The sequence below is a fragment of the Neobacillus sp. S1227 genome, assembly GCF_055385255.1.
This window is the reverse complement of record NZ_AP038276.1, coordinates 2,675,378-2,688,396: the sequence shown is the minus strand read 5'-3', so window position 1 is coordinate 2,688,396 and position 13,019 is coordinate 2,675,378. Positions and strand designations below refer to the sequence as shown.

Annotated in this window: 18 protein-coding genes and 1 pseudogene; 14 read left to right on the top strand and 5 right to left on the bottom strand. The window is 39.4% G+C overall.

Annotated elements, in window-relative coordinates:
- Positions 1-4 precede the first annotated feature (4 nt).
- From ACZ5AE_RS13650 to ACZ5AE_RS13635, 4 genes are read left to right on the top strand one after another with little or no spacing between them, the layout of a single operon-like run.
- On the top strand, positions 5-661 hold the full coding sequence (locus ACZ5AE_RS13650) for a DUF4129 domain-containing protein (RefSeq protein ID WP_464573141.1): 657 nt from the start codon (positions 5-7) through the stop codon (positions 659-661).
- On the top strand, positions 648-1,778 hold the full coding sequence (locus tag ACZ5AE_RS13645) for a DUF4350 domain-containing protein (RefSeq protein ID WP_464573139.1): 1,131 nt from the start codon (positions 648-650) through the stop codon (positions 1,776-1,778). The genes ACZ5AE_RS13650 and ACZ5AE_RS13645 overlap by 14 nt, the downstream gene beginning before the upstream one ends.
- On the top strand, positions 1,775-2,704 hold the full coding sequence (locus tag ACZ5AE_RS13640; protein WP_464573137.1) for an AAA family ATPase: 930 nt from the start codon (positions 1,775-1,777) through the stop codon (positions 2,702-2,704). The genes ACZ5AE_RS13645 and ACZ5AE_RS13640 overlap by 4 nt, the downstream gene beginning before the upstream one ends.
- Entirely contained in the window at positions 2,655-4,013 is a 1,359-nt protein-coding gene (locus ACZ5AE_RS13635) for a DUF58 domain-containing protein (RefSeq protein WP_464573135.1), read from the top strand. Before ACZ5AE_RS13640 ends, ACZ5AE_RS13635 begins: the two co-directional genes overlap by 50 nt.
- Here the strand turns inward: ACZ5AE_RS13635 and ACZ5AE_RS13630 are convergent.
- Positions 3,964-4,965 (bottom strand): stage II sporulation protein M, encoded by a 1,002-nt coding sequence (locus tag ACZ5AE_RS13630; protein ID WP_464573133.1) that lies wholly within the window; start codon positions 4,963-4,965, stop codon positions 3,964-3,966. The genes ACZ5AE_RS13635 and ACZ5AE_RS13630 overlap by 50 nt on opposite strands.
- Positions 4,966-5,065: 100 nt before the next feature.
- Here ACZ5AE_RS13630 and ACZ5AE_RS13625 point away from each other — a divergent pair, with 100 nt between their 5' ends.
- On the top strand, positions 5,066-5,869 hold the full coding sequence (locus ACZ5AE_RS13625; protein ID WP_464573131.1) for an RDD family protein: 804 nt from the start codon (positions 5,066-5,068) through the stop codon (positions 5,867-5,869).
- 95 nt (positions 5,870-5,964) lie between these two features.
- Here ACZ5AE_RS13625 and ACZ5AE_RS13620 read toward each other — a convergent pair whose 3' ends face one another.
- Positions 5,965-6,312 carry a spore coat protein gene (locus ACZ5AE_RS13620; RefSeq protein ID WP_464573624.1) on the bottom strand — a complete coding sequence of 116 codons (348 nt, stop codon included), beginning with the start codon at positions 6,310-6,312 and terminating at the stop codon, positions 5,965-5,967.
- A gap of 74 nt (positions 6,313-6,386) precedes the next feature.
- Positions 6,387-6,602 carry a ferritin-like domain-containing protein gene (locus ACZ5AE_RS13615; RefSeq protein WP_464573623.1) on the bottom strand — a complete coding sequence of 72 codons (216 nt, stop codon included), beginning with the start codon at positions 6,600-6,602 and terminating at the stop codon, positions 6,387-6,389.
- A 267-nt stretch (positions 6,603-6,869) separates the two neighbouring features.
- On the opposite strand from ACZ5AE_RS13615, the gene ACZ5AE_RS13610 reads away from it, so the two are divergent.
- The 3 genes from ACZ5AE_RS13610 (at position 6,870) to ACZ5AE_RS13600 (ending at position 8,007) form a co-directional block, all read left to right on the top strand.
- Positions 6,870-7,250, top strand: coding sequence for a hypothetical protein (locus tag ACZ5AE_RS13610; RefSeq protein ID WP_464573129.1), 381 nt, complete (start codon positions 6,870-6,872; stop codon positions 7,248-7,250).
- Positions 7,240-7,725, top strand: a complete 486-nt coding sequence (locus ACZ5AE_RS13605; protein WP_464573127.1) for an aminodeoxychorismate lyase — start codon at positions 7,240-7,242, stop codon at positions 7,723-7,725. Before ACZ5AE_RS13610 ends, ACZ5AE_RS13605 begins: the two co-directional genes overlap by 11 nt.
- A 123-nt stretch (positions 7,726-7,848) precedes the next feature.
- Positions 7,849-8,007 (top strand): response regulator transcription factor, encoded by a 159-nt coding sequence (locus tag ACZ5AE_RS13600; protein ID WP_464573125.1) that lies wholly within the window; start codon positions 7,849-7,851, stop codon positions 8,005-8,007.
- Between the two features lie 57 nt (positions 8,008-8,064).
- On the opposite strand, the gene ACZ5AE_RS13595 is transcribed toward ACZ5AE_RS13600, so the two are convergent.
- Entirely contained in the window at positions 8,065-8,319 is a 255-nt protein-coding gene (locus tag ACZ5AE_RS13595; protein WP_464573123.1) for a DUF2533 family protein, read from the bottom strand.
- A 94-nt stretch (positions 8,320-8,413) separates the two neighbouring features.
- Entirely contained in the window at positions 8,414-9,400 is a 987-nt protein-coding gene (locus ACZ5AE_RS13590) for an MBL fold metallo-hydrolase (protein WP_464573121.1), read from the bottom strand.
- A gap of 317 nt (positions 9,401-9,717) precedes the next feature.
- On the opposite strand from ACZ5AE_RS13590, the gene ACZ5AE_RS13585 reads away from it, so the two are divergent.
- The 6 genes and pseudogenes from ACZ5AE_RS13585 (at position 9,718) to ACZ5AE_RS13560 (ending at position 13,006) form a co-directional block, all read left to right on the top strand.
- Positions 9,718-9,945 (top strand): sulfurtransferase TusA family protein, encoded by a 228-nt coding sequence (locus ACZ5AE_RS13585; protein ID WP_464573119.1) that lies wholly within the window; start codon positions 9,718-9,720, stop codon positions 9,943-9,945.
- Positions 9,946-9,995: 50 nt separating this feature from the next.
- Positions 9,996-10,475: a DsrE/DsrF/DrsH-like family protein gene (locus ACZ5AE_RS13580; protein WP_464573117.1), complete on the top strand. Its 480-nt coding sequence runs from the start codon at positions 9,996-9,998 to the stop codon at positions 10,473-10,475.
- A gap of 11 nt (positions 10,476-10,486) precedes the next feature.
- Positions 10,487-10,783 (top strand): annotated as a pseudogene (locus ACZ5AE_RS13575) (rhodanese-like domain-containing protein).
- A gap of 43 nt (positions 10,784-10,826) precedes the next feature.
- Complete coding sequence (locus ACZ5AE_RS13570; protein ID WP_464573115.1) at positions 10,827-11,396, top strand: sulfurtransferase TusA family protein; 570 nt, start codon at positions 10,827-10,829, stop codon at positions 11,394-11,396.
- A 39-nt stretch (positions 11,397-11,435) separates the two neighbouring features.
- Positions 11,436-12,563, top strand: coding sequence for an MBL fold metallo-hydrolase (locus ACZ5AE_RS13565; RefSeq protein ID WP_464573113.1), 1,128 nt, complete (start codon positions 11,436-11,438; stop codon positions 12,561-12,563).
- Positions 12,564-12,646: 83 nt separating this feature from the next.
- Positions 12,647-13,006, top strand: a complete 360-nt coding sequence (locus tag ACZ5AE_RS13560) for a rhodanese-like domain-containing protein (protein ID WP_464573111.1) — start codon at positions 12,647-12,649, stop codon at positions 13,004-13,006.
- The last annotated feature ends 13 nt before the right edge of the window (positions 13,007-13,019 follow it).

Sequence of the window (13,019 nt, the reverse complement as noted above, 5' to 3'; positions counted from 1 at the left end):
TGAGATGCTTACTACTGAAAAAGCACGTAATCAACTAGAGAAAATTTTGAACGAAAAGGAATATCGGGTTTATGACAAAGCTTCTAAAGGACTTTTCGCTGAATGGTGGGAAAAGGCTAAGCAGTGGATTGCCGACAAGTTAGCAGGTTTGTTTCCATCAATTAACTCCGCCGATAACGCCGCAAGCTCTATTTTAATCGTAGTCATTATTGTGGTCATCGTTTTATTGGTTTTAGCAGTATTTTTTCTGATTCGTCATTATAAAAGAGAGCGGAATCTCCGAAGCAAAAAACCGCTTCAATCTTTAAAGGAACTAAATTGGACTTATCAAAAGCATTTAAAAGAAGCAGAAAAGCTGGAGACTGCAGCCGATTATTCAGGTGCAGCACGACACTTGTTTTTGGCCTTGCTTCTTTTCTTTCACGATAAAGGATGGCTTGAAGCAAGAAAATGGAAAACCAATTGGGAGTACTATGAGGAGCTTAGAAAAGAGAACAAAAATCGGGCCGGTCAATTTTTCTATCTTGCACATTTTTTTGACGAAGTGACATATGGCGAAAGAAAGGCATCCAAAGAGGAATACCGGCAGTTTCAATCTATTGCTTTGAGTTTGTTGCCGGAAGTACACAAGGAGGGAGGGGGAAACGTTGCACAAGGCTAGAAGGGGTTGGTTATGGTTATTTATATTAGTGGCTGTTTTTGTGCTTTTTAGCTATTTCACCTATACTCCAAAGCCAAGAGTATATCCAAATTACGTAACTGAATCTCCTTCCCCAACTGGGACAAAGGGCTTTTATACATATTTAAAAAAGGAAATGAGTGCAAAAAGCTGGAACCATTCGCCTTCTTTATTGCCAAAGAATAAAGAGAAGCAGCTATTAATCATAGTGGAGCCTGGGGATTTTACTGAAAAAGACGAAATCGCCGCCTACCTCGATTTTATGAAGGGGGGCAATTCAGTTCTTTTGCTCGCTCGGGATCCCGATGGTCTGTTTGATTTAAAGACAAAAGCAGTAGAAGAAGTTCCACTACCTTCAGAAGCCTTGAAAATCTACGGACAGGAAGCCAAAGCGCAAAAGGCAGAGGTCCTATCCGACGTTCGGCTAAAGCCCCGAAACGGTGAGGATATTTTATTGCATGATAAATTCGGACCTGTTGCATTGAAACGTTCTGTTGGTAATGGCCAATTAATCGTCTCAATTACACCAGAATGGATGACGAATGGCAAAATTTTAAAAAACGACCATATACCACTTCTGATTTCGCTGGTTAATGAAACCAACTCCAAGACAGTTCTGTTTGATGAATATGTTCATGGGGAGCAAACAACTTCAACATTTGTATCTGCTTTTCCAAAGTGGTTTGTACTGTTGATGCTTCAGGGAATATTGATCACTTTCATTTGTCTTTGGAAAAAGGGTAAACGGTTTGGCCCCATTGTGGTACCACGGGAAGAGATGGTTCGTTTTAGTGATGAAGGAATTCGCGCGGTAACAGCATGGTATCTTCGGGGAAGACGCTTTCAGGATTCATTGTTGATTCAAGCTGATTATGTGAAGCAGCTACTTCAAGAACGGTGGCGGGTTCCGTATCACAAGGACTGGCAGGATATGGCGGAAGAATTAGAACCCAAGTGGACGGGAATTCAAACTAAAGAGATTCGCTCATTTCTGCATGAATTGGCGATGATTCTCGATAAAAATAAAATCACTAAACAGGAATATTTGCTATGGTCCAGAAAGTTAGACCAGTTGCAGAAAGAGGTGGAACAAGGGTGAGGACAGAACTTACATCCCTATTGGAACAGTATGAAAGGCGAATTTTAGGACAAAATCTCAATTTACGATTGTTATTATCCGCGATTCTAACAGGCGGCCATGTCCTGCTCGAAGGGGTGCCTGGCACTGGGAAAACTCAAATGGTCCGTACTATTGCAGGACTGCTTGGCGGGGATTTTAACCGAATACAGTTTACACCGGATTTGCTGCCAAGTGATATCACCGGCAGCATGATTTACAACATGAAAGAAAGCTCCTTTCAAACATTGAAAGGTCCTATTTTCACCAATATTTTATTGGCCGATGAAATTAACCGGACACCTGCAAAAACACAAGCCGCCCTGCTTGAGGCAATGGAGGAAAAACAGGTAACCATTCAAGGGGAAACCTACATTCTTCCAGACGTTTTTTTTGTGGTTGCGACACAAAACCCACTCGAATTTGAGGGAACCTATCCGCTGCCAGAAGCCCAGCAGGACCGTTTCTTATTTAAACTTCAAGTTAATTTTCCTACCTTTGAAGAAGAGAAAAATGTATTAAAACAAGTGATTGAGAACAACATGGACAAGACTCTAGTTTCTCAAATATTGGATTTAGCCACCTTTGTGGCGATCAAAAGAGAGATTGAAGGTGTGACAATAAGTGATAATGTCCTTGATTACATAATGAAAATCGTCAGGAAAACGCGGGATACGGATATGATTCGCTTCGGTGCCAGTACCAGGGCTGCGATTTCGATTGGGAAAGCTGCACAGGCATGGGCCTACTTGTCAGAACGAAATTATGTGACTCCGGATGATATTAAGATGGTTGCGAAGCCAGCTTTGCGTCATCGGATTCAGTTATCTCCTCATGTGGAATTGGAGGGAGCAACCGTTGACCAAATCATCGAAGAGCTTGTGGGCTCGGTTCCTGTTCCAAGATAGAGGCATACTCCCGACAAAGCGGCTGATTCTGACTTACCTTGTGCTGACTATTTTTTTAACACTGGGGATAGTAAGGGATCTATCATGGTGGTTTGTCATTATGGTTAATATTGTTGTCTTATTCATTAGTTTGGCTGATTTATTATTCTCAGCGAAAAAAACACAGCTTTTCTTCAAGCGGACCATAACGGAGGAAATGGAACGGGGACTTACCTATCCGATTACTATTGAGGTTCGCAATAATTCTCCATATTTACTTATCTACCGATTCCTTGATGGTCTGCCGCAAACCTTTTCAAAGCCGTTTCCTATATCCGGAAGGGTACCGGCGGACTCAGCCAACGTCATTACCTATGAAACGGTACCTGCTGTGAGGGGAAAATACGATATCAAAAGGCTGTACTTCCGTTATCGAAGTGTAATCGGCTTGTGGGAAAAGCAAGTAACAGTAGATTTAAATGATTCAGTGAAAGTAATTCCCGATCTGACGGAAACAAAGCAGTATTTAGAAAACGCTCAGCATTATTTATTGCATGAAGGCTTGGAAATTCGAAAGCAGCAAAGCGGTGTTGGGGAATTTTCGAAAATCAGAAGCTTTGTCGTTGGTGATGATCCGCGGAAAATTAACTGGCGGCAAACCGCTAAGCTTCAGGAAGTGATGACAAACGAATATGAACCGGAACATGGTAAGTACATTACGATTTTGCTTGATTGCGGACGTATGATGGGGGCAGAACTGAAAAAAGGCAACCGCTTAGAAAAAGCCCTAGAAGCTGCCATAACTGTTGCCGCTGCTGCTCTTCAAAAAGGGGATTATGTGTCCGTTCTAGCTTTTTCAAATGAAATTAAAGCTTTTGTTCCGCCGGCAAAAGGGATGGCCCATCTGCAAACCATTCTCCAGTCCATATATCATCTAAAAGTTGATGCAGTAGAATCCAATTATGCAGCGGTTCTTCAATATTTGGAAATGGTGCAAAAGAAACGAAGCCTGCTTTTATTATTTAGTGATATACAGACATTTCTACATGAAGAAAACGCCCTTGTCTACCTTAAACAGCTTCGAAAGCGGCATTTATTTTTCATGATCGGGGTTGAGGACCGAACTCTGTTGAACAGAACAAAAGCGGAGCCAATTGATGTTCAAGCGGCCATGTTAAAAAGCATTGCCCAGCAGCAAATGCTCTTCAAAAAGCGGGAGAAAAGCAAATGGGAAAAGCAGGGCCTGCCAATGATAGAGGCCCGCGAGGAAAAGTTAGCAGTTACTGCTGTCTCCCATTATATGGAGATAATGAATAAGAATCTTTTATAGCATGACTGAGTTTCAGTTTTCCAAATACAATATAAAGAACTAAACCCAAAATAGTCAAAATAGCCACTATATATTTAGTTTCAAGCGAGATAGCTGCCGGTGTAATAAAACCTTCAATGATTCCGGCGATGACGAATAAAGGTATCGTTCCAAGCAGCAGCTGAACAGAGCGTTTTCCGTGTTCCTTCAATTGGTACCCTCTTGAAAACGGGCCTGGTACAAAGAGCTTATAGCCCATTAACAGCCCAGCCCCGCCGGCAATAAATATGGCTGTAAGCTCAATCATTCCATGGGGAACAATATAGGCCCAAAAATCATAGGCTTTGCCGTGATGCCAGAAAAGCGCTGCAAGTGCTCCAATGATAATGCCGTTGTAGATAAGCAAATAAATAGTTAATATTCCAAAGGTTATACCACCAGCGAAAGCTAGTATGGCAACTTTTATATTATTCGTCATGATACTAGCCGACATGAGTGAGGAATCGACTGCACCATCCCTGCTTCCGAGCTGTTCTGGGTCAACGCCTCGGGCAATTTCCGGAGAGAGAATGGAATAAATATGGAGTGGGTCATTCAAAATGGAAAGGAAGCTTCCAATCGCGCCTATTACAAACAAGATCATCGCCGCCACAAAGAATTTCCATTGTTCTAGTAATAAGCCGATAAACTTGGCGGAGAAAAAATGACGAATTTGTTTGATGCTTGATACTTGGTCTTTGTATAAAAGATTATGCGATTTTGAAACAAGTCCATTCAAATATTGCGTTACTTCGTCATTAGGATAATACGTTTGGCTGTAAGAAAGATTTTGCGCCGCTTTCTGATATAGGCGTGAGAAGAGTGTAATGTTTTCTCCGCTTATCGTCTTCCTGCCCTTGCTTAATAGTCCGATTAACTGTTCAAGCTGTTTCCAATCTTCGCGATGCTGCTTTATAAATTGTTTAACATTCATTTTTTCACCATCTTTTACCGTATACTTTTCTTCTATTCCTTATTATAGTAATTTTGTAGAAAAATAGAAAACTTTATCATCTAGAAAGGGGAGTACCCTGTTGAATCATGAACAAATGGATATTAAAACACCTGAATACGTCTCACTTCAGTTTAGCCTTGCAGGATTAGGCAGCAGAGCGGCAGCATTTATCATAGATCAATTAATCTTAATGGTGTTTAATATTTTGTGCATTATTTTGGTTATATTTATCATGAGGGGATTGTCGTCATTCCCATTTTTTTTAGAAGAGAATACTGTCCCTTTTGCGATTGCGATTATTGTCATATTTATTATTAATTGGGGCTACTTTTTTGCCTTTGAATTTTTCTATGGGGGCAGAACCCTGGGCAAGAAATGGATGGGCATCAGGGTTATTCAAGAAAATGGACACAGCATTACCTTGCTTTCAAGCTTTATCCGCAATCTAATCCGAATTGTAGATTCTCTGCCAGCGGGGTATTTTCTTGGAATGCTGATGGTGTTTTTTCATTCCAAGCATAAGCGGCTAGGTGACCTAGTTGCGGGGACGATTGTGGTACACGAACGGGGTACTAAAGCTAAGAAAAAGCCTTCTGGAATTGAAAAAGAAATTCAAAACAGAGGTCTTTCCAAAGACGATTTAATCTTAGATGAATGGGCGCTAAGATCGTTAGGAATGAAGGACTGGAAGTTGATTCGAACATATGCCGATCGCTTTGTCCAGCTGCCGGTTATAGAGCGGAAACAACTAACCGGACAAATCGCTGAGATTATGCTTCCAAAAATCGGTGTGGAAACAACTGGACACAGTGATATAGAACTTGAAAACTTACTCCTATTACTTTATTTACATTTGCGTGAGGAATGGGAGTTTGATCTTTAAAGTTAATTGCTGAGAGCCTGCATTCTATTCATATTAAGAGGAGTAACAAAACGGGCAGTGATTACGCTGCCCGTTTATTGTTATCGGTGACTATTTTATTGAATTGGGTACGGAAACTGGCTAGAGTAATTGCTAAATTGTTGATGGGCTTGATTGATCTTCTGCTGTTCCTCTGCCTCAAGTTTATACCATCCATTTTGGAACATGAGTTGGAAAAACTCCCGGCTGCTCTGATGAGTTTCATTTAACATTTGCAATAGATCGGCATGCAGCTGCTGATGGCTTGCTTCACGTACAGCGATATTTAAACTGTCTGTGATATATTTGCAGGTGCTAAGTGCATCATTTAAAAAATCACGATCGTTCATTTCTGGCCCTTTTACTTTTGGCAATTGACCTGTTGGTGGATTGGCTATCTGGTTAGGTTTCTGAGATTGCTGCATTTGCTGGCCTTGGCCTTGCTGCATTTGTTGATTCTGTTGCATTTGCTGGTTTTGCACTTTTAAATACCTCCATTCTAATGCATTTGCTGTTGCTGGGCGTTTTGCAGGCTTGATAATACAGCATTATTATTTACTTCTAGATGAGACAATAATTTTTGATAGTGTTGCTGATGCATTTGACCCGCATTATCAAGGGCTTGTTTTACCTGTGGATTAGTTGCATGCTCGGCTAGAAAATGTAATTTCTTAAATGCCAGAAGCTCCCAGGACATAGCATCTTTTAAGTACATAAGATCTTTGGTTGTGATCGCCCGAGGCGGTTCAGGAAACGGTACTTGATTGGTTTGCACCTAAAAAAACTCCTTTCATGATTTCATTCAATTCATGTTTATAATGAACTATTTTCCTTTTTATTATGTAAATATCATTTTCATGGCGCTTTTTGTCAAATCCATGCGACTTTTGTTGTGTTTGAAAAATAAGAGTCGAAAAAAATAGGTTTGGGATGTATAATAATAACTTGTGATACTAATAGAATGTGAAAGGAGACTGTCTTAATGGAATGGACATTAACCATTTTGTTTGTTGTATCCATTTTGCTGCTGATATTCTCAATCCTGAAAGAACGTCAAACTGCTAAGAAAAACCATAAAGAAATTGACCTTGTTCATATATCTGTGATGAAAGAAATAAATGGGATGCAAGAATCACTTCGCAACATGGAACTTGATTTGGAAATCGTCACAAAAGAGACGGGAGTTCAGCTATCCACAGAGGAAAAAATATTAAAGCGTGAAGTACTTGACTTGTACAGACGCCAATACTCTATTGATAGCATTGCTCAAGAAAAACAGGTTTCGGAAAATGAAGTCAAGCAGATTATCGCTGTCTACCAATCATCACAAACTGAAGGGAGACTGGCTGCAAATGAGGGTTAACCTAATCAGCAGTTTTTCAGCGGGTCTTTTATTGGCGACAGGTATCTGCACGATTGCTTATTTTTCAAGCGACAGCAATATTTCAAAGGCGGCAGGACAGCCAGCATCAAATCAGGCTTCTGTATCAAAGGATGCAATGAAAAAGCAGCTGACCGACGCTGGATATATTGTGCAAACAAAAGAAGAGTATAACAAAAATCTGGATGCCGCAAAAAACGGTACGGCTCAACAAGAGGCTGCCCCTCCAGCGGATACACAGCAGCAAAATGTATCACAAGCAGTTATTAATGTTGCAGACGGGATGACAAGCATTGATGTCGGGAGAATGCTAGTATCAGCGAATCTTGTTCCTGATGCTTTCCAATTCTCAAAAGATATCGAGGCGAGAGGACTGCAAAACCAATTACGACCTGGTACATATACCGTTGACAGCGGGATGTCATATGACCAAATCATCGCGGCAATTTTTCATTAGAAAGAAAAAGACACTTTCATCGGAAGGTGTCTTTTTTCAAGACTATTTTTCGATGGCACGCCCGGCATCACCAAAGGAGGCCTTTCCTGATCTGACGAACGTGAAAGTGAGGGGCTTTACCTAATGGCTGATGGCTTGGGTAATTCGGGGATAGCCGCGAAGTTAAAAATAAGCGGTAAAACAGTATCCAATTATGTCACAAACATCCTAAATAAACTTCAGGTGGCTGACCGGGAGGAAGGCAATCGAATTGGTAAAGGAATCACGTCTAGGGAGAGATGACGAGGATTAAGATACAAAAAGACACTTTTCACCTGTTGGAAAAGTGTCTTTTTGTGGCTAACGTAATTTATTTACATATTCCTGTACCATATCTGGTGTAACATTTTTTCTAATCGATATTATCCGTAAATTTATCTTATTCATTCTATTTGTCACTTCATTGATTTTATCCGTAGAAAAGGGTTTACCTTGTTTGCATAATTCCACTGCTTCTTCAATATACATTTCACGCTGCTGATCCAGAGCCAAAAACTCCTGATACGATTTATTTTGATTTTCTGCATGCTTGATTAAATCCTTATGTACACTCATGTTTTCACTCCTAAAAAGACGATATATTAATAATATCACCCTTTTGGACGCTAAACTAGTATTTTAGCTGAGTGTACTTTTTACCTCAGAAAAGCTATTGCTTCACGCTGTAGTGACAAATACCATGTTGTTTCTTCATTGTTATTTTCTTTTTCGCTTCCAAATAATCCAGATGGCCGATAATTTCCGACATAACTAAAGAAAATTGTTCATTATAGGTATTTTTATATAACGCCTGTGCAATTTCATTGGCTGTAGAATGACCTGATTGGATATATTTCAAGATGAGCCCAGATTTTTCTTCAATCCTCTCTAATCTCTTATGAATTAATACTTTCGGATTTTGAATGACCGCTCCATGGCCAGGGTAAACAGAATCAATATGGATAGCAGCACATTTTTTTAAGGAATCAATCTGCTGCTTAATGGTTGGCAATCTATTCCCGTTTTCATCAGGCTCAACAATAGCATTACTTGAAATGTGTTCAATCAATAAATCGCCGGCAAATAACTGCTTTCTTTGTTCATCCAAAAATGCCAACTGATCAGGGGAATGTCCAGGCACTTCCAAAATAGTGAAACCAAGGAATTGATTGTCTGTTATTGCTGTAATTTCTGCACGCATTGCTTTACCCTTATTACGCAGTAAGGATTTCTTTAAATAAGCAATTTGTTTCTCACCAGTTTCCCCGCATCCCATTTCATTATAAAGATTTGCAAAAAATTCAACCCGCATTTCCATAAAATCTTTGTCTCGTTTTAAGCGGGGAATGGAAAGGGGAGAGGCATATACAGGAATGGGATGGGCATCGACAATTTTGTCTACTAAACCAACATGATCAATATGATGGTGTGTTAAAATTATTTCGGTTAAATCCTGTAACACCAAGCCATTTTGATTCAGTGCCCGGTTTAGTGCCTCCCAATGGGAGTCGGTATTATACCCAGCATCGATTAATGATAACGATTTTTCTTGTTTAACAAGAAAAAAATTGACTGTTTTTAACCCTCCAAGCTTCTCCGGAATTGAAATCGGTATGACCAAGCTGCAATCCTTTTTTATATCTAACAAAATGTACACCTCACTAGTCTCAATCAAATTTTATATATTTTTTGAACGTTTGTTTAAAACAATAATATTCATATTATACAAAAAATTCTAAAAGATGTATAGTAAATGTATCGTAAATATTAATACCGATTTAAAAAAGCGCACTTTCTCCCTGAAAGAGAATGTTCGTTTTTTTAAATTAATACGTTGACAGTATACCCATTAGGGTATAGAATCAATATTGTTCGAAAGCAAATATGAATTTTAAAAGGGTTAATGCCCTCTTTTATTTTTCAAAAAATTATACCCTTGTGGGTAATTTAATAGACAATAGGGAGGAATTCTTAATGAATATTACAAAGCTTTTAGATGCAAAAGGACTGGCATGTCCAATGCCGATTGTGAAAACAAAAAAGGCAATGAAAGAGCTGGAATCAGGCCAAGTGTTGGGAATCCATACAACTGATAAAGGTGCAAAAAATGACTTAACCGCATGGGCCAAGTCTGGTGGACACGAAGTAGTAAATTTTGAAGAAGAAAATGGCGTCTTAAAGTTCTGGATAAAAAAAAGATAAATTTTTTATCCAATAATATACCCTTGCAGGTATAAAACAGGAGGATTACAATGGCAGAAAAGAAAAAAACAACGATTGTCTTGTTCAGCGGTGATTACGATAAAGCAATGGCAGCCTATATTATCGCAAATGGTGCTGCTGCGTATGATCATGAAGTCACCATTTTCCACACATTTTGGGGACTGAACGCTCTTCGCAAGGATGAAAACCTTCCCGTAAAAAAAGGCTTTATGGAGAAAATGTTCGGGAAACTAATGCCTCGAGGCGCTGACAAAATGGGCCTTTCTAAAATGAACTTCGCTGGATTCGGTCAGAAAATGATCAAGGATGTTATTAAGAAACATAACGCCTTGGAACTGCCGCAATTAATTGAAATGGCACAAGAACAGGATGTAAAACTGGTTGCCTGTACGATGACAATGGATTTATTGGGTCTTAGAGAAGAAGAACTTATGGATCACATTGATTATGCAGGAGTTGCGGCGTATTTGGCAGATGCCGAAGATGGTAATGTAAATCTGTTTATATAGGAGGATGCACGATGAGAGAAATAACTTCAAAAGAAGTAGAGAACTTATTAAGCGAAGGAAAAAAAATTAAACATTATTGATGTTCGTGAAGTAGATGAAGTGAAAGCCGGAAAATACCAGGTGTTATCAATATGCCATTAGGGCTGGTTGAGTTTCGTATGCATGAGTTAGACAAAACAAATGAGTATATCATGGTATGCCGTTCTGGAGGAAGAAGCGGCCATGCCAGTCAATTTCTCGAAAGCTGCGGTTTTAACGTCATTAACATGACAGGCGGAATGCTGGCTTGGGAAGGTAAAGTAGAATAATTTTTTCAAAAAATACCCTTGCAGGTAAAACGGGAGGACAATCATGAAGGCAAATTTCGTATTAGATGCTAAGGGCTTGGCATGTCCAATGCCCATCGTGAAAACGAAAAAAGCAATGAACAACCTTGAAGCAGGGCAAGTTATCGAAGTTTTAGCAACCGATAAAGGCTCAAAAGCGGATATGAAAGCTTGGGCTGAAAGCACTGGCCACCAATATTTGGGGACTATTGAAGAAGGTGAAGTATTAAAACATTATCTGAGAAAGTCTTCAAACGATGAAACACTTGAGAAAAAACATCCAAATGTCATAAATAACGAGGAACTTGAAAAGAAACTTAAATCTGCCAATGACAACATTATTTTACTTGATGTAAGAGAATCGGCAGAATACGTGTTTAATCATATTCCAAAGGCATTATCAATTCCTTTAGAAGAATTAGATGAGCGTTTATCTGGGTTAAATAAAGAAGATGAAATTTACGTGATTTGTCGGACTGGCAACCGCAGTGATTTTGCTGCACAAAAATTAGCGGAACAAGGCTTTAAGAAGGTAATTAACGTTATACCCGGTATGAGTAAATGGACAGGAAATACCACCGGATTAAATAATTAATTTTTTTAGGATAAAATATACCTTAGGGGGTAATAAAAGATGGCAGTAACTGTGATGACAGCAAAGGAAGTAACGAAAAAAGTCTTTTACAAAGAAAAACTGTTTATTTTCGATGTCCGTAATGAGTCTGACTTTCAAGATTGGAAAATTGAAGGTGACAACTTCCAGTACTTAAATATTCCATATTTCGAATTACTTGATGGTGTAGAAGAAATTCTAGACAAAATCCCGACTGATCAAGAAGTATTAGTCGTTTGTGCGAAAGAAGGGTCTTCCGTTATGGTGGCGGAAATGCTATCTGATGCTGGTTTGGATGTATCTTACCTACAAGGTGGCATGAAAACTTGGAGTGAGCATCTTGAGCCTGTTAAAGTTGGAGACTTAACTGATGGTGGCGAACTATATCAATTTGTTCGAATCGGTAAAGGCTGTTTGTCTTACATGGTAGTTTCAGGCGGCGAGGCAGCGCTGATTGATGCAACAAGGATGACGGATATTTACCTTGATTTCTCCAAAGAAATTGGGGCAAATATTACTCATGTATTTGATACACACCTCCATGCTGACCATATTTCCGGCGGCCGCAAAATTGCCGAAAAAACAGGTGCTGCGTACTGGCTGCCCCCAAAAGATGCAACTGAAGTTACGTTCGAATATCAAGCACTTGAAGATGGTAATCATGTTACAATTGGAAATACTACGATTGATATTAACGCCCTATATTCTCCAGGGCATACAATTGGTTCCACTTCCTTTGTTGTGGGCGGCAAATTCCTACTCTCGGGTGACATCTTATTCATAGATTCAATCGGCAGACCGGACCTTGCCGGAAAGGCAGAAGATTGGGTTGGCGATTTAAGAGAAACTCTGTATAAACGATATAAAGAGCTATCAGAAGATTTGGTTGTTCTTCCAGCCCATTTTATGATTATTGATGAGCTAAACACAAATGGCAGTGTATCAGAGAAATTAGGGGAATTGTTCGCCAAAAACCATGGTCTTAATATTGAGGATGAAAATGAATTCAGAAAGATGGTAACGGAAAACCTGCCGCCACAGCCAAATGCGTATCAAGAAATCCGTGAAACCAATATGGGAAGAATAAATCCGGATATCGACCAGCAGCGGGAAATGGAAATCGGTCCTAACCGTTGTGCGGTTCGATAATGAGGAGACTTAACAATGGCTAAGGCTTCATTTTTTTTATAAACTAAAATACCCATGTAGGTATAAATCGTTAGGAGGTTTCCATGCAATATTTTAATTACATCATCATTGCTTTATTTATAATTTTTATCATTAGACGGTTCCTGCCAATAAAAGGTGTTACGAATATTTCAACTGCGGAGTTAAATTCAATCTTAAATGATAAAAACAAACAGTTTGTTGATGTCCGAACACCAGGAGAGTTTAAAGGAAACCATATTAAAGGATTCAAAAATATTCCCCTCCACCAACTTGCACAGAAAGCTGAGAAAGAACTGTCTAAAGAAAAAGAAGTGGTTCTGATCTGTCAAAGTGGCATGAGAAGCCAGAAAGCAAGTAGCCAATTAAAAAATCTGGGTTATAAAGTAACTAATGTTAGAGGCGGTATGAGTGCCTGGCATTAACAATAATGGGTTC